39 protein-coding genes are annotated in these 26,496 nt (G+C 58.7%); 35 read left to right on the plus strand and 4 right to left on the minus strand.

Features of this window, described 5'->3' with window-relative positions; all coding sequences use genetic code 11:
- Positions 1–29 precede the first annotated feature (29 nt).
- The 28 genes from tuf to rplQ all read left to right on the plus strand — a co-directional run bounded on the left by tuf (position 30) and on the right by rplQ (position 16,097).
- Positions 30–1,205 (plus strand): elongation factor Tu, encoded by a 1,176-nt coding sequence (gene tuf / locus HGP17_RS02990; protein ID WP_168805773.1) that lies wholly within the window; start codon positions 30–32, stop codon positions 1,203–1,205.
- Positions 1,206–1,517: 312 nt separating this feature from the next.
- Positions 1,518–1,826 (plus strand): 30S ribosomal protein S10, encoded by a 309-nt coding sequence (rpsJ, locus tag HGP17_RS02995; protein WP_003547547.1) that lies wholly within the window; start codon positions 1,518–1,520, stop codon positions 1,824–1,826.
- 37 nt (positions 1,827–1,863) lie between these two features.
- Positions 1,864–2,505 (plus strand): 50S ribosomal protein L3, encoded by a 642-nt coding sequence (rplC, locus tag HGP17_RS03000; protein ID WP_028753974.1) that lies wholly within the window; start codon positions 1,864–1,866, stop codon positions 2,503–2,505.
- Positions 2,506–2,518: 13 nt separating this feature from the next.
- Entirely contained in the window at positions 2,519–3,139 is a 621-nt protein-coding gene (rplD, locus tag HGP17_RS03005; protein ID WP_168805804.1) for a 50S ribosomal protein L4, read from the plus strand.
- Positions 3,136–3,429, plus strand: coding sequence for a 50S ribosomal protein L23 (locus HGP17_RS03010; RefSeq protein ID WP_168805806.1), 294 nt, complete (start codon positions 3,136–3,138; stop codon positions 3,427–3,429). Before rplD ends, HGP17_RS03010 begins: the two co-directional genes overlap by 4 nt.
- 11 nt (positions 3,430–3,440) lie before the next feature.
- Positions 3,441–4,277 carry a 50S ribosomal protein L2 gene (gene rplB / locus HGP17_RS03015; RefSeq protein WP_168805808.1) on the plus strand — a complete coding sequence of 279 codons (837 nt, stop codon included), beginning with the start codon at positions 3,441–3,443 and terminating at the stop codon, positions 4,275–4,277.
- A gap of 15 nt (positions 4,278–4,292) precedes the next feature.
- Positions 4,293–4,571, plus strand: a complete 279-nt coding sequence (gene rpsS / locus HGP17_RS03020; protein WP_004118389.1) for a 30S ribosomal protein S19 — start codon at positions 4,293–4,295, stop codon at positions 4,569–4,571.
- A gap of 2 nt (positions 4,572–4,573) precedes the next feature.
- Positions 4,574–4,963: a 50S ribosomal protein L22 gene (gene rplV, locus HGP17_RS03025; protein ID WP_004118391.1), complete on the plus strand. Its 390-nt coding sequence runs from the start codon at positions 4,574–4,576 to the stop codon at positions 4,961–4,963.
- On the plus strand, positions 4,963–5,688 hold the full coding sequence (rpsC, locus tag HGP17_RS03030; RefSeq protein WP_034480416.1) for a 30S ribosomal protein S3: 726 nt from the start codon (positions 4,963–4,965) through the stop codon (positions 5,686–5,688). Before rplV ends, rpsC begins: the two co-directional genes overlap by 1 nt.
- Positions 5,689–5,724: 36 nt before the next feature.
- Entirely contained in the window at positions 5,725–6,138 is a 414-nt protein-coding gene (gene rplP, locus HGP17_RS03035; protein WP_004118395.1) for a 50S ribosomal protein L16, read from the plus strand.
- 11 nt (positions 6,139–6,149) lie between these two features.
- The gene (gene rpmC, locus HGP17_RS03040; protein WP_007690763.1) at positions 6,150–6,350 is read left to right on the plus strand and encodes a 50S ribosomal protein L29; all 201 of its coding nucleotides are present in this window, start codon (positions 6,150–6,152) and stop codon (positions 6,348–6,350) included.
- A gap of 12 nt (positions 6,351–6,362) precedes the next feature.
- Positions 6,363–6,602 (plus strand): 30S ribosomal protein S17, encoded by a 240-nt coding sequence (gene rpsQ, locus HGP17_RS03045; protein WP_034507387.1) that lies wholly within the window; start codon positions 6,363–6,365, stop codon positions 6,600–6,602.
- Between the two features lie 226 nt (positions 6,603–6,828).
- Positions 6,829–7,197 carry a 50S ribosomal protein L14 gene (gene rplN, locus HGP17_RS03050; RefSeq protein WP_003573790.1) on the plus strand — a complete coding sequence of 123 codons (369 nt, stop codon included), beginning with the start codon at positions 6,829–6,831 and terminating at the stop codon, positions 7,195–7,197.
- Positions 7,198–7,208: 11 nt separating this feature from the next.
- Complete coding sequence (gene rplX / locus HGP17_RS03055; RefSeq protein WP_004118401.1) at positions 7,209–7,517, plus strand: 50S ribosomal protein L24; 309 nt, start codon at positions 7,209–7,211, stop codon at positions 7,515–7,517.
- On the plus strand, positions 7,510–8,067 hold the full coding sequence (gene rplE, locus HGP17_RS03060) for a 50S ribosomal protein L5 (RefSeq protein ID WP_168805811.1): 558 nt from the start codon (positions 7,510–7,512) through the stop codon (positions 8,065–8,067). Before rplX ends, rplE begins: the two co-directional genes overlap by 8 nt.
- A 33-nt stretch (positions 8,068–8,100) precedes the next feature.
- Positions 8,101–8,406, plus strand: coding sequence for a 30S ribosomal protein S14 (rpsN, locus tag HGP17_RS03065; RefSeq protein ID WP_163986055.1), 306 nt, complete (start codon positions 8,101–8,103; stop codon positions 8,404–8,406).
- A gap of 12 nt (positions 8,407–8,418) precedes the next feature.
- Positions 8,419–8,817, plus strand: coding sequence for a 30S ribosomal protein S8 (rpsH, locus tag HGP17_RS03070; protein WP_168805813.1), 399 nt, complete (start codon positions 8,419–8,421; stop codon positions 8,815–8,817).
- 41 nt (positions 8,818–8,858) lie between these two features.
- Entirely contained in the window at positions 8,859–9,392 is a 534-nt protein-coding gene (gene rplF / locus HGP17_RS03075) for a 50S ribosomal protein L6 (protein WP_168805815.1), read from the plus strand.
- A 12-nt stretch (positions 9,393–9,404) separates the two neighbouring features.
- Positions 9,405–9,767, plus strand: coding sequence for a 50S ribosomal protein L18 (gene rplR / locus HGP17_RS03080; RefSeq protein WP_168805817.1), 363 nt, complete (start codon positions 9,405–9,407; stop codon positions 9,765–9,767).
- 128 nt (positions 9,768–9,895) lie between these two features.
- Positions 9,896–10,465 (plus strand): 30S ribosomal protein S5, encoded by a 570-nt coding sequence (gene rpsE, locus HGP17_RS03085; protein WP_004118414.1) that lies wholly within the window; start codon positions 9,896–9,898, stop codon positions 10,463–10,465.
- Between the two features lie 13 nt (positions 10,466–10,478).
- Positions 10,479–10,691, plus strand: a complete 213-nt coding sequence (rpmD, locus tag HGP17_RS03090) for a 50S ribosomal protein L30 (protein ID WP_168805818.1) — start codon at positions 10,479–10,481, stop codon at positions 10,689–10,691.
- Between the two features lie 17 nt (positions 10,692–10,708).
- Complete coding sequence (gene rplO, locus HGP17_RS03095) at positions 10,709–11,194, plus strand: 50S ribosomal protein L15 (RefSeq protein WP_168805820.1); 486 nt, start codon at positions 10,709–10,711, stop codon at positions 11,192–11,194.
- A 224-nt stretch (positions 11,195–11,418) separates the two neighbouring features.
- Positions 11,419–12,759: a preprotein translocase subunit SecY gene (secY, locus tag HGP17_RS03100; protein ID WP_168805822.1), complete on the plus strand. Its 1,341-nt coding sequence runs from the start codon at positions 11,419–11,421 to the stop codon at positions 12,757–12,759.
- Positions 12,756–13,406 (plus strand): adenylate kinase, encoded by a 651-nt coding sequence (locus tag HGP17_RS03105; protein WP_168805824.1) that lies wholly within the window; start codon positions 12,756–12,758, stop codon positions 13,404–13,406. Before secY ends, HGP17_RS03105 begins: the two co-directional genes overlap by 4 nt.
- A 216-nt stretch (positions 13,407–13,622) precedes the next feature.
- Entirely contained in the window at positions 13,623–13,991 is a 369-nt protein-coding gene (rpsM, locus tag HGP17_RS03110; protein ID WP_004118424.1) for a 30S ribosomal protein S13, read from the plus strand.
- 131 nt (positions 13,992–14,122) lie between these two features.
- Complete coding sequence (rpsK, locus tag HGP17_RS03115; protein ID WP_004118426.1) at positions 14,123–14,512, plus strand: 30S ribosomal protein S11; 390 nt, start codon at positions 14,123–14,125, stop codon at positions 14,510–14,512.
- 103 nt (positions 14,513–14,615) lie between these two features.
- Complete coding sequence (locus tag HGP17_RS03120) at positions 14,616–15,626, plus strand: DNA-directed RNA polymerase subunit alpha (protein WP_034507362.1); 1,011 nt, start codon at positions 14,616–14,618, stop codon at positions 15,624–15,626.
- 48 nt (positions 15,627–15,674) lie between these two features.
- Positions 15,675–16,097, plus strand: a complete 423-nt coding sequence (rplQ, locus tag HGP17_RS03125; protein ID WP_015339614.1) for a 50S ribosomal protein L17 — start codon at positions 15,675–15,677, stop codon at positions 16,095–16,097.
- Positions 16,098–16,191: 94 nt separating this feature from the next.
- Here the strand turns inward: rplQ and HGP17_RS03130 are convergent, their stop codons facing one another.
- Entirely contained in the window at positions 16,192–17,061 is an 870-nt protein-coding gene (locus HGP17_RS03130) for a DUF817 domain-containing protein (protein ID WP_168805826.1), read from the minus strand.
- A 180-nt stretch (positions 17,062–17,241) separates the two neighbouring features.
- Between HGP17_RS03130 and HGP17_RS03135 the strand changes: the two genes are divergently transcribed.
- The gene (locus HGP17_RS03135) at positions 17,242–17,658 is read left to right on the plus strand and encodes a DUF2809 domain-containing protein (protein ID WP_168805828.1); all 417 of its coding nucleotides are present in this window, start codon (positions 17,242–17,244) and stop codon (positions 17,656–17,658) included.
- 10 nt (positions 17,659–17,668) lie between these two features.
- On the opposite strand, the gene HGP17_RS03140 is transcribed toward HGP17_RS03135, so the two are convergent.
- A complete protein-coding gene (locus HGP17_RS03140) occupies positions 17,669–18,187 on the minus strand; it encodes a DinB family protein (RefSeq protein ID WP_168805830.1) in 519 nt (172 codons plus the stop codon).
- 69 nt (positions 18,188–18,256) lie between these two features.
- Between HGP17_RS03140 and HGP17_RS03145 the strand changes: the two genes are divergently transcribed.
- The 5 genes from HGP17_RS03145 (at position 18,257) to HGP17_RS03165 (ending at position 22,628) form a co-directional block, all read left to right on the plus strand.
- Positions 18,257–18,886 (plus strand): TetR/AcrR family transcriptional regulator, encoded by a 630-nt coding sequence (locus HGP17_RS03145; RefSeq protein WP_168805832.1) that lies wholly within the window; start codon positions 18,257–18,259, stop codon positions 18,884–18,886.
- Positions 18,887–18,990: 104 nt separating this feature from the next.
- Complete coding sequence (locus tag HGP17_RS03150; protein WP_168805834.1) at positions 18,991–19,458, plus strand: MarR family transcriptional regulator; 468 nt, start codon at positions 18,991–18,993, stop codon at positions 19,456–19,458.
- Positions 19,455–21,527: an FUSC family protein gene (locus HGP17_RS03155; RefSeq protein ID WP_168805836.1), complete on the plus strand. Its 2,073-nt coding sequence runs from the start codon at positions 19,455–19,457 to the stop codon at positions 21,525–21,527. Before HGP17_RS03150 ends, HGP17_RS03155 begins: the two co-directional genes overlap by 4 nt.
- A gap of 4 nt (positions 21,528–21,531) precedes the next feature.
- A complete protein-coding gene (locus tag HGP17_RS03160; RefSeq protein ID WP_168805838.1) occupies positions 21,532–21,741 on the plus strand; it encodes a DUF1656 domain-containing protein in 210 nt (69 codons plus the stop codon).
- Positions 21,738–22,628 carry an HlyD family secretion protein gene (locus tag HGP17_RS03165; protein WP_168805840.1) on the plus strand — a complete coding sequence of 297 codons (891 nt, stop codon included), beginning with the start codon at positions 21,738–21,740 and terminating at the stop codon, positions 22,626–22,628. Before HGP17_RS03160 ends, HGP17_RS03165 begins: the two co-directional genes overlap by 4 nt.
- Before the next feature lie 30 nt (positions 22,629–22,658).
- On the opposite strand, the gene msrQ is transcribed toward HGP17_RS03165, so the two are convergent.
- Both msrQ and msrP read right to left on the minus strand, forming a co-directional pair.
- Entirely contained in the window at positions 22,659–23,315 is a 657-nt protein-coding gene (msrQ, locus tag HGP17_RS03170) for a protein-methionine-sulfoxide reductase heme-binding subunit MsrQ (RefSeq protein WP_168808066.1), read from the minus strand.
- On the minus strand, positions 23,312–24,262 hold the full coding sequence (msrP, locus tag HGP17_RS03175; RefSeq protein ID WP_168805842.1) for a protein-methionine-sulfoxide reductase catalytic subunit MsrP: 951 nt from the start codon (positions 24,260–24,262) through the stop codon (positions 23,312–23,314). The genes msrQ and msrP overlap by 4 nt, the downstream gene beginning before the upstream one ends.
- 338 nt (positions 24,263–24,600) lie before the next feature.
- Between msrP and ilvD the strand changes: the two genes are divergently transcribed.
- On the plus strand, positions 24,601–26,439 hold the full coding sequence (gene ilvD, locus HGP17_RS03180) for a dihydroxy-acid dehydratase (RefSeq protein WP_168805844.1): 1,839 nt from the start codon (positions 24,601–24,603) through the stop codon (positions 26,437–26,439).
- Positions 26,440–26,496: the final 57 nt, after the last annotated feature.

The raw sequence follows: 26,496 nt of genomic DNA on the forward strand, positions 1-26,496 counted from the left end.
CTCGGGGACAGGAAAACGGAGAGCCGAAAATGGCAAAGAGTAAGTTTGAGCGCAATAAGCCGCACGTTAACATTGGTACGATTGGGCACGTTGACCACGGCAAGACGTCCTTGACGGCAGCGATCACGAAGTACTTCGGCGAGTTCAAGGCGTACGACCAGATCGACGCAGCTCCGGAAGAGAAGGCTCGTGGTATCACGATCTCGACGGCGCACGTTGAGTATGAGACGCCGAACCGTCACTACGCTCACGTCGACTGCCCCGGCCACGCTGACTATGTGAAGAACATGATCACGGGTGCGGCACAGATGGACGGCGCGATCCTGGTTTGCTCGGCAGCTGACGGCCCGATGCCGCAGACCCGCGAGCACATCCTGCTTGCTCGTCAGGTTGGCGTTCCGGCAATCGTCGTGTTCCTGAACAAGGTCGACCAGGTTGACGACGCAGAACTTCTGGAGCTCGTCGAGCTTGAAGTTCGCGAACTTCTGTCGTCCTACGACTTCCCGGGCGACGACATTCCGGTTGTCAAGGGTTCGGCGCTTGCTGCTCTTGAAGATTCGGACAAGAAGATCGGCGAAGACGCGATCCGCGAGCTGATGGCTCAGGTTGACGCCTACATCCCGACGCCAGAGCGTCCGATCGACCAGCCGTTCCTGATGCCGATCGAAGACGTGTTCTCGATCTCCGGCCGTGGTACGGTTGTAACGGGCCGCGTCGAGCGTGGTATCGTCAAGGTTGGCGAAGAAGTCGAAATCGTCGGCATTCGTGCGACGTCGAAGACGACGGTTACCGGCGTTGAAATGTTCCGCAAGCTGCTCGATCAGGGCCAGGCTGGCGACAACATCGGCGCGCTGGTTCGCGGTGTTAACCGTGACGGCGTTGAGCGTGGTCAGATCCTGTGCAAGCCGGGCTCTGTCAAGCCGCACAAGAAGTTCATGGCTGAAGCCTACATCCTGACGAAGGAAGAAGGCGGCCGTCATACGCCGTTCTTCACGAACTACCGTCCGCAGTTCTACTTCCGCACGACGGACGTGACGGGTATCGTCACGCTTCCGGAAGGCACGGAAATGGTTATGCCTGGCGACAACGTCACCGTTGCTGTTGAGCTGATCGTCCCGATCGCTATGGAAGAAAAGCTTCGCTTCGCTATCCGCGAAGGCGGCCGTACCGTCGGCGCTGGCATCGTTGCATCCATCGTCGAGTAATTCGAAGGCGGCCGCTCCATCGGAGTGGCCGATTCGATGACAATATTATGATGCAAGCGGCTTTAGCCGCTTGCTTATGACATGGAAATGTTGCAAATGGCGCGCGAGCGCGATTTGCGTGCTGCTTCGTCTAACGAAGCAGCTGATGAAATTAACAATAAGGTGGGCCAAATGGCCTAAAGAGTGGATGGGGATGCCGCACTCGGCGTCCCTCTCGATCTTTGAAACCGGTGGTCCGCCTTAGGAAAAAGAACAATCCGTGCCCTTTTTTTGAAAGGCACGCGAGATAACAAAACACAAGGATAACGTCGAATGAACGGCCAAAATATCCGCATTCGCCTGAAGGCGTTCGATCACCGGATTCTCGATGCTTCCACGCGCGAGATCGTGTCGACGGCGAAGCGCACCGGTGCTAGCGTCCGGGGCCCCGTTCCGCTTCCGACCCGTATCGAGAAGTTCACGGTTAACCGGTCCCCGCACATCGACAAGAAGAGCCGCGAGCAGTTCGAGATGCGCACGCATAAGCGCCTCCTCGACATCGTTGACCCGACCCCGCAGACGGTAGACGCGCTGATGAAGCTCGATCTCGCCGCCGGTGTCGATGTTGAGATCAAGCTCTGAGACCTGGTTCTCGAGCTGAGTGAGAAGGATTGAACCGATGCGTTCAGGTGTGATTGCACAAAAGGTGGGAATGACCCGCGTCTATAACGACGCCGGCGAGCATGTCCCGGTAACAGTATTGCGTTTGGATGGCTGCCAGGTCGTAGCCCAGCGCACAGTTGAAAAGAATGGCTACACCGCAGTTCAGCTGGGTGCCGGCCAGGCTAAAGTTAAGAACACGACGAAGGCCCTGCGCGGTCATTTCGCCGTTGCAAGCGTTGAGCCGAAGGCCAAGCTCGTTGAATTCCGCGTGACGGACGACAATCTGCTCGAAGTTGGCACCGAACTCAAGGCGGCTCACTTTACGGCGGGTCAGCTCGTCGACGTGACCGGCACGACGATCGGTAAGGGTTTTGCCGGCGCTATCAAGCGTCACGGCTTCGGCGGTCTGCGCGCCACGCACGGTGTGTCGGTTTCGCACCGCTCGCACGGTTCGACCGGTTCGCGCCAGGACCCGGGCAAGGTGTTCAAGAACAAGAAGATGGCTGGTCACATGGGCCAGACGCGCGTGACGACGCAGAACCTTGAAGTGGTTTCGACCGACGAAGATCGCGGTCTGATCCTCGTCAAGGGTGCGGTTCCCGGCTCCAAGGGTGCCTGGATCATCGTGCGCGACGCCGTCAAGTCGGCAGCGAAGTAAGGGAGCCAAACCAATGGAATTGAACGTCAAGACCCTTGAGGGCAAAGACGCTGGGAAGGTTTCCCTTTCTGACGCGATTTTCGGCCTTGAGCCGCGTGAAGACATTCTTGCCCGCGTTATTCGCTGGCAGCTTGCCAAGAAGCAGCAGGGCACGCACCAGGCAAAGGGCCGCGCGGATGTTTCGCGCACCGGCGCCAAGATGTACAAGCAGAAGGGCACGGGCCGCGCTCGTCACCATTCGGCTCGCGCTCCGCAGTTCCGCGGCGGTGGCAAGGCTCACGGCCCGGTCGCCCGCAGCCACGAGCATGATCTGCCGAAGAAGGTTCGCGCCCTCGGCCTGCGTCACGCTCTCTCTGCCAAGCTCAAGGCTGAAGATGTGATTGTCATCGACAATCTCGTCGCTACCGAAGCCAAGACCAAGGCACTCGCTGGTGCTTTCGAAACGCTCGGCCTGACGAACGCTCTGTTCATCGGCGGTGCTGAACTCGACAGCAACTTCAAGCTCGCAGCCCAGAACATCCCGAACATCGATGTTCTGCCGGTTCAGGGCATCAACGTTTATGACATCCTGCGCCGCGGCAAGCTCGTGCTGTCCAAGGCTGCAGTTGAAGCTCTAGAGGAGCGTTTCAAGTGACGGATCTTCGCCATTATGATGTGATCGTTTCTCCTGCGATCACCGAAAAGTCCACGCTGCTTTCGGACAATAACCAGGTTGTTTTCAACGTTGCCAAGGACGCGACGAAGCCGGAAATCAAGGCTGCCGTCGAAGCGCTCTTCGGCGTCAAGGTGACGGCCGTTAACACTCTGCTGCGCCTCGGCAAGACCAAGCGGTTCAAGGGTCTCGTCGGCAAGCAGAAGGACGTGAAGAAGGCTGTTGTGACGCTCGCCGAAGGCCAGTCGATCGACGTCTCCACCGGTCTCTGAGGAATAAGAAAATGGCATTGAAAACATTCAATCCGACGACCCCGAGCCAGCGTCAGCTGGTCATCGTCGATCGCTCCTCGCTCTACAAGGGCAAGCCGGTCAAGACGCTGACGGAAGGCCTGACCTCCAAGGGTGGCCGTAACAACACCGGCCGCATCACCGTACGTTTCCAGGGCGGCGGTCACAAGCGTACCTACCGTCTGGTAGACTTCAAGCGTCGCAAGTTCGACGTTGAAGCAACCGTCGAGCGTATCGAATACGATCCGAACCGTACCGCTTACATCGCTCTGGTGAAGTACACGGACGGCGAACTGGCCTACATCCTGGCTCCGCAGCGTCTCGCTTCGGGCGATAAGGTCATCGCTTCGGAAAAGGCAGTGGACGTGAAGCCCGGCAACACCATGCCGCTTCAGTTCATCCCGGTCGGCTCCATCATCCACAACGTGGAAATGAAGCCGGGCAAGGGCGGTCAGATCGCTCGTTCTGCTGGCTCCTATGCTCAGCTCGTCGGTCGTGACCAGGGCATGGCGATCCTTCGCCTGAACTCGGGTGAACAGCGCCTCGTGCACGGCAATTGCCTTGCCACGATCGGTGCGGTTTCCAACCCGGATCACGGCAACATCAACGATGGCAAGGCCGGTCGTTCGCGTTGGCGTGGCAAGAAGCCGCATAACCGCGGTGTTGTCATGAACCCGGTCGACCATCCGCACGGCGGTGGTGAAGGCCGCACCTCTGGTGGTCGCCATCCGGTGACTCCGTGGGGCAAGCCGACCAAGGGCAAGCGTACGCGGTCGAACAAGTCGACCGACAAGATGATTATGCGCTCGCGCCATCAGCGCAAGAAGTAAGAGAGGAAGTCTCAAGTGGCTCGTTCAGTATGGAAAGGTCCGTTTGTTGACGGCTATCTTCTCAAGAAAGCTGAGAAGGTGCGTGAAGGCGGACGCAGCGAAGTAATCAAGATGTGGAGCCGTCGCTCCACCATCATGCCGCAGTTCGTTGGCCTCACCTTTGGTGTTTACAACGGCAGCAAGCATATTCCGGTCAGCGTCAATGAAGACATGGTCGGGCACAAGTTCGGCGAGTTCGCCCCGACCCGTACCTATTATGGTCACGGTGCGGACAAGAAGGCGAAGAGGAAGTAACAATGGGCAAGGCAAAAACCGAACGCCGGCTGAAGGACAACGAGGCGCAGGCAGTTGCGCGTACGCTCCGTGTCAGCCCGCAGAAGCTCAACCTGGTCGCGGCTTCGATCCGCGGCAAGAAGGTTGATCGCGCACTCGCAGAGCTGGAATTCTCTCGCAAGCGTATCGCAGGCGCCGTCAAGAAGACGCTTGAATCTGCTATCGCAAACGCTGAGAACAACCACGATCTCGATGTTGACTCGCTGGTCGTAGCAGAAGCCTACGTCGGCAAGTCGATCGTCATGAAGCGTTTCCACGCTCGTGGCCGTGGTCGTGCATCTCGCATCGAGCGTCCGTTCGCCCACCTGACGATCGTTGTTCGTGAAGTGGAAGCCCAAGGGGAGGCCGCATAATGGGTCAGAAAATCAATCCGATCGGTTTCCGTCTTGGCATCAACCGTACCTGGGATAGCCGCTGGTTTGCGGACAATGCCGAGTACGGTCAGCTCCTTCACGAAGACCTGAAGATGCGTAAGTTCGTCATGAACGAACTGAAGCAGGCTGGTATCTCGAAGGTTGTCATCGAGCGTCCGCACAAGAAGTGCCGCGTCACGATCCACTCGGCTCGCCCGGGTCTGATCATCGGCAAGAAGGGTGCTGACATCGACAAGCTCCGCAAGAAGCTGTCGGACATGACCAACTCCGAAACGCACCTCAACATCGTTGAAGTTCGTAAGCCGGAAGTTGATGCGACGCTGGTTGCCCAGTCGATCGCTCAGCAGCTCGAGCGCCGTGTTGCTTTCCGTCGCGCCATGAAGCGCGCCGTTCAGTCCGCGATGCGTCTTGGCGCCGAAGGCATCAAGATCACCTGCGCCGGCCGTCTCGGCGGTGCAGAAATCGCTCGTACGGAATGGTACCGCGAAGGTCGCGTGCCGCTGCATACGCTGCGCGCCGATATCGACTACGGTACAGCTGAAGCAGAAACCGCTTTCGGCATCTGCGGCATCAAGGTTTGGATCTTCAAGGGCGAAATCCTTGAGCATGATCCGATGGCCTCCGAACGCCGTGCGCTCGAGGGCGACGCCCAGGGTCCGGCTAGCCGGGATCGCGATAGAGACCGTCGCCGCGACAACGCTTGATAGCGTACGTGGCAGATAAGTTCGGAGAATAAGAAAATGTTGCAGCCAAAGCGTACGAAGTACCGCAAGCAATTCAAGGGCCGCATCAAGGGCGTTGCCAAGGGTGGTTCTGATCTGGCGTTCGGCGAATTCGGCCTGAAGTCGCAGGAGCCTAACCGTGTCAACGCTCGTGAGATCGAAGCGGCTCGCCGCGCGATCACGCGTTATATGAAGCGTGCCGGCCGTGTATGGATCCGCGTGTTCCCGGATGTTCCGGTAACCGCAAAGCCGACCGAAGTCCGTATGGGTAAGGGTAAAGGCTCTGTCGAATACTGGGCATGCAAGGTCAAGCCCGGTCGTATGATGTTCGAGATCGACGGTGTGAGCGAAGAAATCGCTCGTGAGGCTCTGCGCCTCGGCGCTGCCAAGCTCTCGGTGAAGACGCGCTTCGTACAGCGCATTGCAGAGTAAGGAAGAAGCTCATGAAAGCCGCAGATGTTCGCGCCCTGAGCGCCGACCAACTCAAGGACGAGCTTGCCAAGCTGAAGAAGGAGCAGTTCAACCTGCGCTTTCAGAAGGCTACCGGCCAGCTTGAAAAGTCCTCGCGCATCAACGAAGTCCGCAAGGACATCGCTCGCGTAAAAACCATTGCCCGCCAGAAGGCGGCAGAAGCAAAGGCCTAAAGGAAAAATAACATGCCGAAGCGCATTCTGCAGGGCGTCGTGGTCAGCGACAAGAACGAGAAGACGGTAGTAGTCCGCGTCGAGCGTCGTTTCGCTCACCCGCTGCTCCAGAAGACTGTTCGTCGTTCCAAGAAGTACAAGGCTCACGACGAGAACAATCAGTACAAAATCGGCGACACCGTTTCCATCGAGGAATGCGCGCCGATCTCCAAGGATAAGACCTGGACGGTCGTTTCCGCCCAGGCCAAGTAACAGAATTTCGCTCAGGCCCTTGCGTCTGGGCGAAATATCTGTATGAAGCACGAGCTTGGAAGCAGGACGCTCGAAAACGAGCGTTCTTTTGCTTTATTGATGGCCGGCGGAGGCGACCACATGTGGTCCCGAAGGCAGGCATAATCAGACAAGACACTAGTCCATAAGCCGGGGTAGGGGGTCGTTTGGCCCAACCATTCCGGTAACAACAAGAAGGCGACCTGACATGATTCAGATGCAAACAAACCTCGACGTGGCGGATAATTCCGGCGCACGTCGTGTCATGTGCATCAAGGTGCTGGGCGGCTCTAAGCGCAAGTATGCCTCGATCGGCGACGTTATCGTCGTTTCGATCAAGGAAGCTATTCCGCGCGGCCGTGTGAAGAAGGGTGACGTGATGAAGGCGGTTGTTGTTCGTACCGCCAAGGACATCCGCCGTCCGGATGGCAGCGTCATCCGCTTCGATACCAACGCAGCAGTCCTCATCGACAACAAGAAAGAGCCGATCGGCACCCGTATCTTCGGACCGGTTCCGCGCGAACTTCGCGCCAAGAACCACATGAAGATCATCTCGCTGGCTCCAGAAGTACTGTAAGGAGCGGAGCGATGCAGAAGATCCGTAAAGGCGACAAGGTCGTCGTATTGACCGGTAAGGACAAGGGCCGCACCGGCGAAGTAGTTCAAGTTTTGCCGAAGGAAGACCGTGCGGTCGTTCGTGGCGTCAATGTTGTCAAGCGCCACCAGCGCCAGACGCAGAGCCAGGAAGCCGGCATCATCAGCAAGGAAGCCCCGCTTCACCTGTCCAACATTGCGATCGTCGACAAGGACGGCAAGCCGACCCGCGTCGGTTTCAAGGTTGTGGATGGCAAGAAGGTCCGCGTGGCCAAGACCTCGGGAGAAGTGATCGATGGCTGAGGCAAAGTACGAGCCGCGGCTCAAGAAGGAATACGTTGCTCGCATCCGCGCGGCTATGCAGGAGAAGTTCTCCTACGCCAACGAGATGCAGATCCCGAAGCTGGACAAGATCGTGATCAACATGGGCGTGGGCGAAGCAACGGCTGATTCGAAGAAGCCGTCTGTTGCTGCAGCAGACCTCGCTTCGATCGCTGGCCAGAAGCCGGTCATCACACGCGCACGCAACTCCATCGCCGGCTTCAAGGTCCGCGAAGATATGCCGATCGGCGCAAAGGTTACCCTGCGCGGCGCTCGTATGTATGAGTTCCTGGATCGTCTGGTCAACATCGCGCTTCCGCGCGTTCGCGACTTCCGCGGCCTGAACCCGAAAAGCTTTGACGGTCGTGGCAACTTCGCCATGGGCATCAAGGAGCACATTGTGTTCCCTGAGATCAACTACGATAAGGTTGATCAGATGTGGGGCATGGACATCATCGTTTGCACGACGGCGCCGACCGACGACGAAGCACGAGCTCTTTTGACAGAGTTCAACTTCCCGTTCCGTCAATAACCGTAACGACGAGCGTAGAAAAGGAACCCTGATATGGCGAAGACAAGCGCAGTTGAAAAGAACAAGCGCCGCCGCAATACGGTTGCCAACCAGTCTGCGAAGCGGGCTGCTCTCAAGGCAATCATCATGAACCAGTCTCTCTCGATCGAAGACCGGTTCAAGGCCACTTTGAAGTTGGCATCGCTCCCGCGCGATGGATCGAAGACCCGTATTCGCAACCGTTGCGAAGTTTCCGGCCGTCCGCGCGCCTACTACCGCAAACTGCGCATGTCGCGTATCGCGCTGCGTGAACTCGGCAATCTCGGCAAGGTGCCGGGCATCGTCAAGTCGAGCTGGTAAGGAGCAGATTAGATGACCATGACTGATCCTTTGGGCGATATGCTCACCCGCATCCGCAATGGCGCTTCGCGCCGCAAGTCGTCGGTTTCGACGCCTGCGTCCAAGCTCCGTGCGCGTGTTCTCGATGTGCTCCAGGCTGAAGGCTACATCCGTGGCTATTCCGTCGTCGATTTCGGCAACGGCAAGTCTGAGCTCAGCATCGAGCTGAAGTACTACGAAGGCGCGTCGGTGATCCGTGAGATCGGCCGCGTGTCCAAGCCGGGCCGCCGAGTTTATGTCTCGGTCAAGTCCATTCCGCAGGTCGCGAACGGTCTCGGCATCACCATCCTTTCGACTCCGAAGGGTGTGATGGCTGATCACCAGGCTCGTGAACAGAATGTTGGTGGCGAGGTTCTCTGCTCGGTCTTCTAAGATCGAACAGAGATCTCCTTCGAAACAGACAGGTTTGAAAAATGTCTCGTATCGGTAAAAAGCCCGTTCAGGTACCTGCAGGGATCACGGCCACGGTTGATGGCCAAAAAGTGATTGCCAAGGGCCCCAAGGGCGAGCTGTTTTTCGTCGCTAACGACGAAATCGGTCTCAAGCTGGAAAACAATGCAATCGTCGTAACGCCGCTTAACGACTCCAAGGCTGCTCGCGCAAAGTGGGGCATGTCCCGCACGATGATCGAGAACATCCTCAAGGGTGTTAAGGATGGTTACGAGCGCAAGCTCGAAATCAACGGCGTCGGCTATCGTGCGTCCATGCAGGGCAAGAACCTGCAGCTGGCGCTCGGCTTCAGCCACGACGTGGTTTATGAGCCGCCGCAGGGCATCACGATCGCTGTGCCGAAGCCGACGGAAATCGTCGTCACCGGCATCAACAAGCAGCAGGTCGGCCAGGTTGCAGCGGAAATCCGCGAATACCGCGGTCCCGAGCCCTACAAGGGCAAGGGTGTTAAGTATGCCGAAGAGCGGATCATCCGCAAAGAAGGCAAGAAGAAGTAAGGATCACGCGAAATGGCTAGCAGGAAAGAAGCACTTGCGCGTCGCGCCAACCGCGTGCGCCGTCAAATCAAGTCGGTGGCCAATGGCCGTCCGCGCCTGTCGGTTCATCGCTCTTCGAAGAACATCTACGCCCAGGTCATCGATGACGTGGCTGGCAAGACCCTCGCGGCTGCCTCCACCCTCGACAAGGATCTGCGCGGTTCTCTGAAGACCGGTGCCGATACCGCAGCAGCAGCCCTCGTTGGCAAGCTGGTTGCAGAGCGCGCCTCTAAGGCCGGCGTCAAGGAAGTCGTGTTCGATCGCGGCGCCTTCATCTACCACGGCCGTATCAAGGCCCTGGCTGATGCAGCCCGCGAAGGCGGCCTGACCTTCTGATCAAGCTTCCGGCCGGTAGCCGATAGGCGCCGGCCGGATCTCACCGGACCGCAAACCTCCAGATGGAGGTTGATGCGGTCCTCGTTTTGTTTGCCGATTGCACCCGGAAAAGAAAAAGGAAGAGGACAATGGCACAGGAAAAGAGGGCTCCGCGGGAAGACCGTCAGAGCCGTGAAGAGCGCGACAGCGAATTCGTCGACAAGCTTGTCGCGATCAACCGCGTCGCCAAGGTTGTTAAGGGTGGCCGTCGCTTCGGTTTCGCCGCTCTCGTCGTCGTCGGCGACCAGAAGGGCCGCGTAGGCTTTGGTCACGGCAAGGCACGAGAAGTGCCGGAAGCGATCCGCAAGGCTACCGAAAGCGCCAAGCGCGACATGATCTTCGTACCGCTGCGTGACGGCCGTACGCTGCATCACGACGTTCATGGCCGTCACGGCGCCGGCAAGGTTCTGCTGCGTTCGGCCAAAGTCGGTACCGGTATCATCGCTGGTGGCCCGATGCGCGCCGTTTTCGAAACGCTCGGCGTTCATGACGTCGTTGCAAAGTCGACCGGCTCGTCGAACCCGTACAACATGGTTCGCGCCACGTTCGACGCCCTGAAGCACCAGGTTCACCCGAAGGACATCGCAGCTCAGCGCGGCATCAAGTATGCCACCCTGCAGGCTCGTCGTGCCGCTTCGGGCAATGCCTCCGAAGAATAAGGGAGTTTGAGCTATGGCCAAGACGACCAAGAAAGCTGAAGCCAAGAAGACCGTTACGGTCGAGCAGGTAGGCAGCCCGATCCGCCGTCCGGACGTTCAGCAGAAGACGCTGATCGGTCTCGGACTGAACAAGATGCACCGTCGCCGCACGCTGGAAGATACTCCGGCCGTTCGTGGCATGATCCGTGCTGTCCAGCATCTCGTTCGCGTTGTCGACGAGAAGTGAGCCGGGGGTAATTCGCTATGAAACTGAATGAGATCAAGGATAACGAAGGCTCGACCCACAGCCGCAAGCGCCTCGGCCGCGGCATTGGCTCCGGCTCCGGTAAGACCGGTGGCCGTGGTGTGAAGGGTCAGAAGTCCCGTTCGGGTGTTGCCATCAACGGCTTCGAAGGTGGTCAGATGCCCATCTATCGTCGCCTGCCGAAGCGCGGCTTCAACAACATCTTTGCTGCCGATTACGTTGTCGTATCGCTGGCTCGCATCCAGGCTGCCGTCGATGCCGGCAAGCTCGATGCCAAGCAGACGGTCGATGCTGCCGCTCTCAAGGCTGCAGGCGTGATTCGTCGCGTCAAGGACGGCGTTCGCGTTCTGTCCGACGGCGAACTGAAGGCGAAGATTACGCTTGAAGTTGCAGGCGCTTCCAAGCCGGCTGTCGAAAAGATCGAAAAGGCCGGCGGCTCCATCAAGCTGCTTGCTTCTGCTGCAGAAGCTCCTGCTGCAGAATAATATTATTAAAGATCGCCCGAGGTGCTTCACTTCGGGCGATTTTTCTCCCATATGTGAGCCTCACGAACCTGAACGAAGCGAACGCGTCTTTCCGGTTGATAACGGGAACCAAGGGTGAGGCGCCCGATTGCATTGCAATCCGCCCAATGCCCGAATTTTGAACAATTTACTTACTGATTCCGGACCCGGCCGATCATGCCGGAATTGGTAGTGCGGAGATTTGTATGGCTTCTGCAGCGGAACAATTGGCGTCCAATCTCAATTTCTCGACCTTTGCCAAGGCTGAGGATCTCAAGAAGCGCCTGTGGTTTACGCTCGGCGCTCTCCTCGTTTACCGTCTCGGTACCCATATTCCGCTTCCTGGTCTCAATCCTGCTGCATACGCGCAGGCGTTCCAGAATCAGTCGGGCGGTATTCTCGGCCTCTTCAACATGTTTTCGGGCGGCGCCGTGCAGCGCATGGCGATCTTCGCGCTCGGCATCATGCCCTATATTTCGGCCTCGATCATCGTTCAGCTGATGACGTCGGTCGTTCCCTCGCTCGAAAACCTGAAGAAGGAAGGCGAGCAGGGTCGTAAGATCATCAACCAGTACACCCGCTACGGCACGGTGCTGCTCGGCGCTTTGCAGGCCTATGGCATTGCGATTGGCCTTGAGCATGGCAACGGCGTCGTCATTGATCCGGGCTGGTTCTTCCGTATCTCGACGGTCATCACGCTGCTCGGCGGCACGATGTTCCTGATGTGGCTCGGCGAGCAGGTGACGTCGCGTGGTATCGGCAACGGTATTTCGCTGATCATCTTCGCCGGTATCGCGGCCGGTCTGCCGACGGCTCTTGCCGGCACCCTTGAACTCGGCCGTACGGGCGCGTTGTCCACAGGCCTCATTCTTGCGGTTCTCGTCGTCGCCGTTCTGGTGATTGCGCTGATCGTTTTTGTCGAGCGCGCCCAGCGTCGCCTTCTGATCCAGTATCCGAAGCGCCAGGTTGGCACGCGTATGTTCCAGGGCGATACGTCGCATCTGCCGCTGAAGCTGAACACGTCGGGCGTTATCCCGGCGATCTTTGCATCGTCGCTGCTGCTGCTGCCGGCGACGGTTGCCGGTCTTGGTAACAACACGGCTCTTCCGACCTGGGTTACCTCGATCGTTGCCGCGCTTGGCCATGGCCAGCCCGTCTACATGGTGCTTTACGGCGCTCTGATTGCCTTCTTCGCCTTCTTCTACACGGCTCTCGTCTTCAATCCGAAGGACACTGCCGACAATCTGAAGAAGCACGGCGGCTTCATTCCCGGCATCCGTCCGGGTGAGCGCACCGCCGAGTATATCGATTATGTGCTGACCCGAATCACGGTGATCGGCGCGATCTATCTCGTCTTCGTCTGCATCCTGCCCGAAATTCTCGTGTCCCAGACCGGTATTCCCTTGTCTCTGGGTGGCACTTCGCTTCTGATCGTGGTTAGCGTTACGCTGGATACGGTGGCGCAGATTCAGGGTCACCTGATTGCACAGCAGTATGAAGGCCTGATCAAGAAATCGAAGTTGCGTGGAGGAAAGAGGGGGCGATGAGACTCATACTTTTAGGGCCGCCGGGAGCAGGTAAGGGGACCCAGGCCCAGCGTATCGTGGAGAAGCACGGCGTTCCGCAGCTGTCCACAGGCGATATGCTACGTGCGGCCGTGCAGGCCGAGACGGAAGTCGGCAAGCGAGCTGATGCCTTGATGAAGGCAGGAAAGCTGGTTCCGGATGAGGTCGTCAATGCTATCGTTTCGGAGCGCATCGATCAGCCGGATTGCGCCAAGGGCTTCATTCTCGATGGTTTCCCGCGCACGCTGGTGCAGGCCGATGCCACCGAGAAGATGCTGAGTGCCAAGGGCCTTGAGCTTTCCGTCGTCATCGAGCTGAAGGTTGATGATGCCGAGCTGATTCGCCGCGTCTCAGGCCGTTACTCCTGCTCGAACTGCGGCAGTGTCTACCACGACACGGACAAGGTTCCGGCAACAGCCGGCGTTTGCGACAAATGCGGTTCGACGCATTTCAAGCGCCGCCCTGACGACAATGCCGAAACGATGGCGACTCGCCTTCAGGTCTACTACAAGGAGACCTCGCCGCTCATCGGTTACTACTATGCAAAGGGCAAGTTGCAGAGCATCGACGGCATGGCCGATATCGAGCATGTGACCGACAGCGTAGAGGCTATCCTGGCTAAGCTTTAGATAGCCTAAAATAAACTAGCTGGAGCGGTTGCTTTTTCGCACTGATTCCGCTAAACACCGCGCCAACTCGCGACATACTGTGCGATCGGCGCGGATTTCCAACGGGAAGTCCGGGTACGGTCGTTTTGACATGTTGCGGACTCACATTGAACAAGCAGCTCCCGGGCTGCATAACAAGACCTTTGCCTCGGCAAAAGGAATGCAAGGAGAACAGGCGTGGCTCGTATCGCTGGCGTCAACATCCCGACTGCAAAGCGCGTAGTTATCGCGCTTCGTTACATTCACGGGATCGGACCTAAGTTTGCACAGGAAATCTGCGAGAAGGTCGGTATTCCGGCCGAGCGTCGCGTCAACCAGTTGACGGATGCTGAAGTTCTGCAGATCCGCGAAACCATCGACCGTGATTATCAGGTCGAAGGTGACCTGCGTCGCGAAACCGCGATGAACATCAAGCGTCTGATGGACCTGGGTTCTTACCGTGGTCTTCGCCATCGTCGCGGCCTGCCGGTTCGCGGCCAGCGCACCCACACCAATGCCCGCACCCGTAAGGGTCCGGCAAAGGCGATTGCTGGTAAGAAGAAGTAATTTCCGGGCAACCGGATGTGGGAGGCTGGCGGTCCGCCGGCCTCTTTTGAGTTTGAAGCGGTACTCTGTGGGTGCCGCTTCGGTGGAGCCGCTGGGATTACGGCGGTGCAGAGATCCAAGAAAGGACTAACATGGCCAAGGAAGCCGTACGCGTTCGTCGTCGCGAACGTAAAAACATCACGTCGGGCGTCGCACACGTCAACTCGACCTTCAACAACACGATGATCACCATCACCGACGCACAGGGCAACGCGATTGCCTGGTCGTCCGCTGGTGCCAAGGGCTTCAAGGGTTCGCGCAAGTCGACCCCGTTCGCTGCTCAGATCGCTGCCGAAGACTGCGCCAAGAAGGCTCAGGAACACGGCATGAAGTCGCTGGAAGTTGAAGTTTGCGGTCCGGGCTCCGGTCGTGAATCCGCTCTGCGCGCCCTCCAGGCTGCTGGTTTCATGATCACGTCCATCCGCGACGTGACGCCGATCCCGCACAATGGTTGCCGCCCGCGCAAGAAGCGTCGCGTCTGATCATCGCCACTCACGACACCTGCCGGGGTAGATGCGCCCGGCTTGGTGTTACTCAAGCTCGGTTGCCACGATTGGATGGTGGCAACGAACGGAAGGCAAAAATATGATTCAGAAAAACTGGCAGGAACTGATCAAGCCCAACAAGGTCGAGTTCACCTCGAGCGGCCGTACCAAGGCAACGCTCGTGGCCGAACCGCTGGAGCGTGGCTTCGGTCTTACCCTCGGCAACGCGCTGCGCCGCGTTCTGCTGTCTTCTCTGCGCGGTGCCGCTGTAACGGCCGTGCAGATCGACGGCGTGCTGCATGAGTTCTCCTCTATCCCGGGCGTCCGGGAAGACGTGACGGACATCGTGCTGAACATCAAGGAGATCGCCATCAAGATGGATGGCGACGACGCAAAGCGTATGGTCGTGCGCAAGCAGGGCCCAGGCGTTGTAACGGCTGGCGACATTCAGACGGTCGGCGATATCGAAATCCTCAACCCCGAGCATGTCATCTGCACGCTCGATGAGGGCGCCGAAATCCGCATGGAATTCACCGTCAACAACGGCAAGGGCTATGTCCCGGCCGAGCGCAATCGTGCGGAAGATGCTCCGATCGGTCTCATTCCGGTCGACAGCCTCTATTCGCCGGTCAAGAAGGTGTCCTACAAGGTTGAAAATACCCGTGAAGGACAGGTTCTCGACTACGACAAGCTGAGCATGTCGCTGGAAACCGATGGTTCGATCAGCGGTGAAGATGCTGTCGCTTTCGCGGCTCGCATTCTTCAGGATCAGCTTGGCGTGTTCGTCAACTTCGACGAGCCGCAGAAGGAAACCGAAGAGGAAGCAGTTACCGAACTCGCTTTCAACCCGGCCCTCCTCAAGAAGGTGGACGAACTCGAACTGTCCGTTCGTTCGGCAAACTGCCTGAAGAACGACAACATCGTCTACATCGGCGACCTCATTCAGAAGACCGAAGCAGAAATGCTCCGCACGCCGAATTTTGGTCGCAAGTCGCTGAACGAAATCAAGGAAGTTCTCGCTTCCATGGGCCTGCACCTCGGCATGGAAGTGCCGGCATGGCCGCCCGAGAACATCGAAGATCTCGCCAAGCGATACGAAGACCAGTACTAACGTTTCAAACGGCAGGCGCGTGATGCCTGCAAGTGAAGGAGAATAGCAATGCGCCACGGTAAAGCCGGCCGCAAGCTGAATAGAACCGCTAGCCACCGTAAGGCGATGTTCGCCAACATGGCAGCTTCGCTCATTACCCATGAGCAGATCGTCACCACGCTCCCGAAGGCGAAGGAAATTCGTCCGATCGTCGAGAAGCTGGTAACCCTTGGCAAGCGCGGCGACCTGCACGCTCGTCGTCAGGCCATCTCGCAGATCCGCGACGCTGCCGTCGTTTCGAAGCTGTTCGATGCGATTGCAACCCGCTACGCCACCCGCAACGGCGGCTACCTGCGTATCATGAAGGCCGGCTTCCGCCAGGGCGACAATGCCGCTCTCGCAGTTGTCGAGTTCGTTGATCGCGACGTCAATGCCAAGGGCGCAGCCGACAAGGCTCGCGTTGCTGCTGAGGAAGAAGCTGCAGCCGCTTAAGGCGAGCTTCGGACGAGAGATTGAAAGGCCGGATGAGAAATCATCCGGCCTTTTTGCATTGTCATGATGTCATGGTCGCTTTGGATCGGGAGCGTTAATCCGGAATATGAATATGCTTCTTGATGTGCTTCAGATTGGCGACGATGGTGAAGGTCATGATGACCAGCAGGCACCAGGAACTCCATTTGCCGATATGAACCATCGACCACGCGCCGAGCTGGTTGGGATACTTCCAGACTCCTAGAAACGTGCTGATATTCTCGGCCAGCCAGATGAAGAAGCCGATCAGCACGAATGACAAAAGCAGTGGCATGCGACGATCGCGATCATAGGGGCGAAAGATTACCGTCGAGCGCGCATAGAGTCCGATAAGGCAGGCGGCGATATACCAGCGGTAGTCGCCGATGTAATGATGCGCAAAGAAGTTCGCGTAGATTACGAATGCGAGCATTCCTGCCATCCAATAGGGTGGATGATGCTTGATGCGGAGATCGAAAAGCCGCCACGCCTGAATGATGTAACTACCGACCGCGGCGTACATGAAGCCGGAAAACAAGGGGACGCCGAATAACTTCGTATAGGCCGGATCAGGATAGGTCCATGACTGGATACTACCGGAGGTCTTGAAGACTTCGAGGGCAAATCCGACGAGATGAAACAGGCACACCGCCTTCAACTCGTCGAGAGTCTCGAGCTTTGCCCATATCATCCAAAGCTGGATAGTCAGAGCGATGATCAGCAACACGTCGTAGCGCTGGATATGGAACAAGCCCGCTCGCGGTACGACAAAGACCGCAAGAAAGAACAATCCTGCGAAGAGGCAGGCACGAGCCTCCTTCAGGCCGAAGAACAGAAATTCGATTGCAAAGCGGGAGACGCCGGTGAGATCGGAGTGGCGTGGATCGGGATGGAGATAGCTATCGAGGAAAGACAGCGGTTCGTCCGAGGACACGATTTTGGCCATTTGAAACGCTCCCCCCCCACGCAGCGACAATCTCCTTCTTTCCGAAGATATGAGGAGCATGGCAAAATTGCAGCCTGGCCTTGTAATATCCCAAGACATTTTCGATAGATCGGAGTGAATGAAGGCGCTGCCTTTGTAATGACCGGAAAATCTATCCGGCGATGATCAAGGGAAGGGCGCATGGATAAATCGATACGAGTCCGTCGTCGGAGAGGCGCGCTGATCCTGGCGTTTGTGCTGACGATCACCTGTGGCCTTGCGCTGCGACACTTCGGTTATGCGGCTGGCCTGTCTTTCGCCGTCGTCAAATATGGCGGTTCGATTTTGTGGGGGACGATGGTCTATTGGCTTCTGGCGGCGATTTTTGTCGACGTGAGAAGGGATGGAATTGCCTTGGCCGCGCTGATCCTGGCTGTCGGCGTCGAGCTTTTCAGGCTGTGGCATACACCGGCGCTGGATGCATTTCGATTGACCAATGCGGGAGCCTTGCTGCTGGGGCGCGTATTTTCCCCATGGAACATTCTGGCCTATGCCGCCGGTATCGCGGCGGCATTGCTGCTGGATTGGGCATTACCCGTACGGCAACGCCGGGCTTGACGCTCGCGTATCATTCTGCAGCTGCCGCCATGCGACGTGATGGATCTGTGCGATGCAGATGAACCGCAAGCGTATCCCAGGGCGGCGTGATGGAGAGTTGTGCGAGAAGCCGGCCGATTTCACCTCTGTGATAGCCTCCATGCGTGACCACATGCAGGAGCATTTCCCGCCTAGTCATGCAGCCTCTGTCTCCATCGGTGAAGACAAATGGCAGAGCTTCCGACAGGAGATCGGAGCTTATGGTTTCAAGATACTCCAGGTACCACTGATCCGAGACGGCGAGTGCGGCATGAAGCTCCGACAGGGAGGGCGTCTCGGCTGTGTTGTCTTCTGTGTAGCCATGTTCCCGGCCCGCCAGATGTGCGGCAAAAATCCGGGCGACGACCAGCGAATGGTTCATCAGCCGGATCGCGATATGGCGTTCCTGACCATGGTGAGCGCCATGAAGCCGGCCGATGCTGGCAAGCAAGTCTTCATTCGCCCACGCCTGATATTCGAACAGCGTTCGCAGCAATGATAATTCGCTCATGATGATAGCCCTTTCGTCGATCGTGAAAATGCGAGTAACCTGTTTATATTTTCAGAGAGGGCGGGGCGCATGTCTACTCGCATTCAAAAGCCGCGTTCCACGATGCGCAAAATGCCGAGCCAGGCGCGTTCGCGGGCGACCGTGGATGCGATTATCGAAGCCGGTGCTCGCGTTTTGGGTGATCGCGGATGGGCCGGTTTCACGACGAATATGGTGGCTGCGGTCGCGGGCATCAGCATCGGATCGCTCTACCAGTATTTTCCGGACAAGCTGTCTCTGGTCGAAGCCATAAGACGTCGTCATTTCGAGGAAGTGCTTGCGGTCCTGCGTGCTGCGACCGCCACCGAGGGGACATTGCAGCACGGCGTCGAAGCCCTTGTTCAAGGCATGATAGATGCCCACCGCCTGGATCCGGAACTCCATAGGGTCCTGCTGGACGAGGTTCCCGGTGTGGAAGGCACGCGATCGGCTCACGAGGCATTTCTCTCGGATTATCAGCAGCACTACGGAAATTTCGTCACGACCTATCGCAAGACCGCAAACGGCGCTTCCGTAGAGGTCCTGGCACAGCTTCTTGCCGGTGTTGTCGAAGGCGTCATCCATAACGCGGCTCGGAAAGGAACGTTGGGCTTGCCTGAGATGAGACGAGAGCTCGTCAGAATGATCTGTTCCTACCTTGATGAGCCGGATCGTCATTGAGCCGCACTGCCCATCGATATTCGCATGGCTGCTTCTCGAATTTCGAATGGCGCTTTGGATTATAATAATTTGAATCCTAATTAGTTTAGTGCTACTTTCATGCAATGAAATCGCTAAACACCCTGCAACGTATCTTCACCGCCAATCTGCTGACCACGGGGCGCCAATGGCGCCGCGTGGTGGATGTCGCGCTGAGTTCCTATGGCATATCGGAGGCCGCGGCCGCGCCGCTGCTGTGGATCGGCCGCTTGGGCGGAGGCGTGCGGCAGGTGGCGATTGCGACCTATGTCGGCATCGAAGGCCCATCGCTGGTGCGGCTGATCGATCAGCTCGAAAGCATGGATCTCGTCGTCCGCAAGGACGACCCGACCGATCGTCGCGCAAAAGGCCTCTGGCTGACGCCGGAGGGCGAAAAGCTGGCGTCTCGAATGGAGGATGCGCTCGACGAGCTGCGCGGGAATATCCTCTCAAATGTCGATCGGGCCGATATCGAGGCTGCCATTCGCGTGCTGAAGGCCTTCGAGGAGTTCGATGCCGCGGCCGCTGAGCCGGAGCGGGAGAAGGCGCTATGAGCATGCCGTCCTGGCGCGATTGGCTGTTTTCGGTCAAAGCTTTCATAGCCGCGATCATGGCGCTGTTTATCGCGCTGTCGCTGGACCTGCCGCGACCCTACTGGGCGATGGCCGCCGTCTACGTGGTCGCCAATCCGCTGGCCGGAGCAACCAGCTCCAAAGGCCTGTTCCGTGCTCTTGGTACGCTGATTGGCGCCACCGCGTCGGTGATCCTCGTGCCGCTCTTCGTCAATGCGCCGGAGCTGCTTTCCATCGTCGTTGCGCTCTGGACCGGCACTCTATTGTTTATTTCGATGCTGGACCGCACGTCGCGCAGCTATGTCTTCATGCTGGCCGGCTACTCTCTGCCGCTGATTGCGCTGCCGACCGTAGGGGCGCCGGAAACGGTGTTCGACGTGGCGCTGGCCCGCTCCGAAGAAATCATCATCGGTATAGTCTGTGCAAGCGTCGTGAGTGCCATCGTCTTTCCGACGAGTGTCGGTTCGGTGCTTGGTCAGCGTGTCAGCTCCTGGCTGGATGATGCCGGCACATGGGCGGATGAGATCCTGCGCGGCGAGGGCGCCTCGCCGGCAACGCCGCTGAAGCGGCAGAAGCTTGCGGCCGATGTCTCCGGCCTCGATCTCGTCATCAGCCAGCTGAAATATGATGCCGGCAGCCGGGATATCGTCCGGCATTCGCGCGAATTGCGCGGCCGCCTGTTGATGTTGCTGCCGCTCTTCTCCTCTCTTGCGGATCGCCTGCATGCATTGAAGGCCGGCGGCAAACCGCTGCCGCAACAGCTGGTCTGCGTCCTGAACGATGTGGCCGACTGGATCGGGCAGGGTGGGCGCAGCAGGGCGGATGAGACTGCCGATACCCTCTCGAAGAAAATCGAGGAGCTGCAGGAAAACGATCTCGATCTCGGCTGGGACGATCTCGTTCGTTCAAGCGCTTTGGCCAGGCTGAAGGAGATTGTCGATCTCTGGCAGGATTGCCTGACCCTGCGGGATCAGATCATATCCGGTCAGCAGGTCGGCACGTGGCGCCCCGCCTTTCGCCACCGCAACGTCGTTGCCCATATCAGGCATTACGATTATGCGCTGCTGGCCTTCTCGGCCAGTGCGGTCGTCGTCGGTATCATGATCGGCTGTTTCTTCTGGATCTATTCCGGTTGGGAAGATGGCGCGGGCTTCATTACGATGGCCGCCGTCGCCTGCTCGTTTTTTGCCGCGCTCGATCGACCTGCGCCATTCATCACCTCCATGTTTATCTGGAGTGCGATGAGCCTCGTCATCGCCGGCATCTATATTTTCGGCGTATTGCCAGCCATTTCCGGCTTCGAAATGCTGGTGCTGGTCTTTGCGCCGCCGTTCCTCGTCATGGGGTTGCTGATTCCGCGCCCGCAGACGAACCTGCTGGCCATGCTTCTGGCCGTAAACGGTGCATCGTTCATCGCGTTGCAGGATCGTTACACTGCCGATTTCGCAAGCTTTGCGAACAGCTCGATCGCGGCTCTGGCCGGTATCGGCTTTGCCCTGGTCTGGACATTGCTGACCCGTCCGTTTGGTTCGGAGCTTGCCGCATGGCGGCTGGTTCGGGCCGGCTGGAGAGATCTGGCGGAAACAGCGGCCGGTATTCGTCGGGCCGATTACGAACGCCTGTCCGGCCGCATCCTCGATCGCCTGGGCCAGCTCGTGCCGCGCCTTGCAGGCATCGAAGATCGCGAGTTGAAGAAGGTCGACGGCTACGCCGATGTCCGCCTCGGCTTCAACGTGCTGATGCTGCAGAAGGAACGTGGCCGGCTGAGTTCTGCTTCGGCCGCATCCGTCAACGAGGTTCTGATCGGCGTATCCGATTTCTATCGTTCGCGCCTGAAGGCTGGGCGCGCGGTTGATCCGGTAGACACTCTGCGCGTGTCGATCGACCACGGCCTCGAAGTCGTCGCGCAGGAAAAGCGCCAATCCGGGCGCGCAAGCCTGGATGCGCTCGTTGGCCTTCGTCGAGCGCTTTTCCCGCATGCCGAGCCGCCAGCGAGCTGGCAACCGCCCGTGACCGAAACCACCCACCATCTTCACATTGCCGCCGAGTAATATCATGCCCGCAGAATTCGATCTTTATGGCGTCTATATGCCCCGCCTTCTGGTTCTCATGCTGGTGACGCTGTTTGTCGTCATCATCCTTCGGCGTCTGCTGGCGTGGATCGGAGCCTACACCCTGGTCTGGCACCGCGGTCTCTTCGATCTTGCGCTCTACGTTCTTTTGCTCGGCGCAGTCTCCTCTGTCTCTCGTTGGTACTTCACATGAACGCGTTAAAACTCATCGGCCGCGTGGCCGTCACACTCATTTTCGTTATCGCTGCCGTCTATGTCGGTCGCCAGCTCTGGGGCCACTACATGGACGAGCCCTGGACGCGCGATGCGCGACTGAGAGCGGATGTCGTCGGCATTGCGCCAGACGTTTCAGGTCTCGTGAGCGACGTGCTCGTCAAGGACAATCAGAGCGTCAAGAAGGGCGACGTTCTCTTCCGCGTCGATCGCGATCGTTTTGCCATCGCTCTCGAACAGGCGGATGCAGCCCTTGCCAGCAGCAAGGCGGCTCTCGATCAGGCGCGCCGGGAAAACCAGCGTCAGTCCCGCCTTGGCGATGCGGCTTCGCTTCAGCAAAAGGAGCAGGCGCAGACAACTGAAGAGCAGGCTGAAGCCTCCTTGCGTCAGGCAACTGCCAATCGCGAGCTGGCCCAATTGAACCTCGATCGCTCCGAGATCCGCGCCACCGTCAACGGCACGATTTCAAACCTCAGCTTGCGTCCGGGCGATTATGTCTCCGCCGGCACTGCCAAGGTGGCGCTGATCGACACCGATTCCCTGCGTGTCGAAGGCTATTTCGAAGAAACCAAGTTGCCGCGCATCCATGTTGGCGACGAAGTCCATATTCATCTGATGGGTCAGTCCGAGAAGCTGACGGGGCACGTCGACAGCATCGCTTATGGGATCGAAGACCGCGAGCGTACCTCCGGCAGCCTGCTGGCCAACATCACGCCGACCTTCAGCTGGGTGCGTCTGGCGCAGCGTGTGCCGGTGCGTATCTCGCTTGATAAGGTGCCTGACGGCACGAAGCTGATCGCTGGCCTGACGGCAACGGTCGAAGTGCAGGAACAAGGTCAGGCGAAGATCGCCAGCGCTGCGGAATAATGATCATTTGACAAGGCAGGGCGGCCGCGTTCAGGCCGCTCTGGAACCGGATGCCGCCGCTGGTCGGCGCGCGGCGCGACGCCTCTCCATCATGATCGGCCTATAGGATCTGTAGAAGATCATGGCGATCAGCAGGCCGATATAGATATATTGCTCCAGAGACAGGATCTTGGTCGACAGAGCGAAATGCAGCGCGCCGCAGGCGGCAACGATATAGACCAGCCGATGCAGCCAGATCCATTTCTTACCGAGCTGTTTGATCGAGAAGTTGTTCGAGGTCACGGCCAGCACGAGCAGCATGACGAGACCAGCCATGCCGAACATGATGAAAGGCCGCTTGAGCACGTCGTCGATGACGGCCTGCACGTCCAGCGCCTGATCGAGGATCATGTAGACGGCGAGATGCATCAGCGCATAGTAGAAACAGAGCAGACCAAGCGCACGGCGATAACGCAGATAATTCCAGCTGAAGAGATCGCGAAGCGGTGTGATCGCCAGCGTCAACAATAGGAAGCGGATCGCCCAGAGTCCCAGGAAAAGCTCGAAGGTCTTGACGGCATCGGCGCCCAGCTGATCCGTCGCGCCAAGATAGAACTCCCAGGCGGCCGGCAGCAGTCCGACGACGTAAAGCACCCAGACGGAAGCCGACTGCCAGCGTTTCGGCAGGGCGAGAGAACCAGCCATCAGAAATTCACCCTGAGATCCATGCCGCTATAGAGGCTCGCGACCTGATCGGCGTAGCCGTTGAAGGGCAGGGTGGGATGACGGTTGGAGCCGAAGAAGCCGCCTTCGCCGATGCGACGCTCGGTGGCCTGGCTCCAGCGCGGATGGTCGACGGCGGGGTTGACGTTGGCATAGAAGCCGTATTCCTGGCTGTTGGTTTCCTGCCAGGTGTTCATCGGCTGCTTGTCGGTCAGCGTGATGCGCACGATCGACTTGATGCCTTTGAAGCCATACTTCCAGGGCACGACGAGCCGGATCGGCGCGCCGTTCTGGTTCGGCAGGGTTTCACCGTAAAGACCGACGGCGAGCAGCGTCAGCGGATTGCGGGCTTCGTCCAGCCGCAGACCTTCGACATAGGGCCAGTTCAGCGATTGGAAGACGCCTGACTGCCCCGGCATCTCCTCCGGGCGAACGATCGTCTCGAAAGCCACGAACTTGGCGCTGCCTTGAGGCTCTACCTTGTCGAGCAGTGCTGAAAGCGGGAAGCCGTCCCAGGGAATGACCATCGACCATGCCTCGACGCAGCGCATGCGATAGACGCGTTCTTCCGGCGGGAATTCCTTGATCAGCGCATCGACATCGAATGTGCCGGGCTTGTTGACCATGCCGTCGACCTTGATCGTCCAGGGCCGTGGCTTGAACTTGCCGGAGAGGCTGGCCGGATCGGCCTTGTCGAGACCGAATTCGTAGAAGTTGTTATAGGTGGTGACGTCCTTGATCGGCGTCAGCTTTTCATCGACCGTGTAGTTGCTCTTGGTCGCCGTCAGCGCATCGGCCATCGCTGCCTTGCCGCCGATCGCTGCCATGCCGACACCGGCTGCCGCAGCCGTCAGAAAGTCACGCCGCTTCAGGTAGACCGAGCGCGGTGTGATCTCGGATGAGGCGATTTTCGGCGGACGATAGGCGGCCATGGAAGAATTCCTTTATGCGAAAGCAGCTTCGATATGAGCGATACGCAACAGACACGGATTTTGTTACACTCTTAGGCAGGCATTTCTTTGGAAGTGAAAGCAACTTTTTGTGTGCGCTTGTGAACGGCCTACACCGTCCCCAATTGTGGGCGTAACGCTTGTCTGTCCGGATGCAGCACTTGTCCGCAGCGTACCGGATTCGCTTGAGTTGATAGTGACAGTATTGCACGATTGGATTAGGACAATTCCAAAAAGCGGAGTTGCCGGCGTCCCCTTCGGCCCGAAACCTTTGGCCCCTGCCGACGCCGCGCAAATTCCAGGATGACGAGGAAGACACCATGCCAGCTTATCGTTCCAGAACCACCACCCACGGCCGCAACATGGCCGGTGCGCGCGGCCTTTGGCGTGCGACGGGTATGAAGGACAGCGATTTCGGCAAGCCTATCATTGCAGTGGTCAACTCCTTCACCCAGTTCGTGCCGGGCCACGTGCACCTCAAGGATCTCGGCCAGCTCGTCGCGCGCGAAATCGAAGCGGCCGGCGGCGTTGCCAAGGAATTCAACACCATCGCCGTCGACGATGGTATCGCCATGGGCCATGACGGCATGCTTTACTCGCTGCCGTCGCGCGAGCTGATCGCCGACAGCGTAGAGTATATGGTCAACGCCCATTGCGCCGACGCCATGGTCTGCATTTCGAACTGCGACAAGATCACCCCCGGCATGCTGATGGCCTCTCTGCGCCTGAACATCCCGGTAGTCTTCGTGTCCGGCGGCCCGATGGAAGCCGGCAAGGTCGTTCTACATGGCAAGAAGGTCGCCCTCGATCTGGTCGACGCCATGGTTGCCGCTGCCGACGACAAGATCAGCGACGAAGACGTTCAGGTCATCGAGCGTTCGGCTTGCCCGACCTGCGGCTCCTGCTCGGGCATGTTCACGGCCAACTCGATGAACTGTCTGACCGAGGCCCTCGGTCTGTCTCTGCCGGGTAACGGTTCGACGCTTGCCACTCATTCGGATCGCAAGGAACTCTTCCTCGAAGCCGGTCGCCGTGTCGTTGCCTTGGCGAAGCGTTACTACGAGCAGGACGACGTGACGGCGCTGCCTCGGACGATCGCCAGCAAGGGCGCGTTCGAAAATGCCATGGCGCTCGATATCGCGATGGGTGGCTCGACCAACACCGTTCTGCATATTCTGGCAGCTGCCCACGAGGGCGAGATCGACTTCACGATGGATGATATCGATCGTCTGTCACGCCGTGTTCCCTGCCTTTCCAAGGTGGCTCCGGCCAAGTCCGACGTTCACATGGAAGACGTGCACCGCGCCGGCGGCATCATGGCGATCCTCGGCGAGTTGAACCGTGCCGGACTGATAAACGCCGACCTGCCGACCGTTCACGCTGCGACGCTGGGCGAGGCTTTGGCACAGTGGGATATCGCCGTTACCGACAACAAGGCTGCCCTGGAGCTCTTCAGTGCCGCTCCAGGCGGTATACCGACGCAGGTTGCCTTCAGCCAGAGCGCGCGCTGGGAAGAGCTTGATCTCGATCGTGAAAATGGCGTCATCCGCGATGCCCAGCATCCGTTCTCCAAGGATGGCGGTCTTGCCGTCCTCAAGGGCAACCTGGCTGTCGATGGCTGTATCGTGAAGACGGCAGGCGTCGACGAATCGATCCTCAAGTTCTCCGGTCCGGCCAAAGTCTTCGAAAGCCAGGACGCGGCGGTCAAGGGCATCCTCAGCAACGAAGTTGTGGCTGGCGACGTCGTCGTGATCCGCTACGAAGGCCCGAAGGGCGGCCCCGGCATGCAGGAAATGCTCTATCCGACGAGCTACCTGAAGTCGAAGGGCCTCGGCAAGGCTTGCGCGCTCATCACCGACGGCCGCTTCTCCGGCGGCACCTCGGGTCTCTCCATCGGTCATGCTTCGCCGGAAGCAGCCAATGGCGGCACGATTGGTCTGGTGCGCGAAGGCGACATGATCGATATCGACATCCCGAACCGCACCATCAGCCTGCGTGTCGACGATGCTGAACTTGCCGCGCGCCGCGAAGCCCAGAACGCTAAGGGTTGGCATCCGGCCGAACCGCGCAAGCGCAACGTCACAACGGCGCTGAAGGCCTATGCCGCTTTTGCGACAAGCGCGGACCGCGGTGCAGTTCGCGATTTGGGTGGGAAATAATCAAGCCCCTTCTCCCCGCGCGGCGGGGAGAAGGGGACTCTCATAACCGAGCGTCAG

This window comes from Rhizobium sp. P38BS-XIX (genome assembly GCF_012641435.1).
GTDB lineage: Bacteria > Pseudomonadota > Alphaproteobacteria > Rhizobiales > Rhizobiaceae > Rhizobium.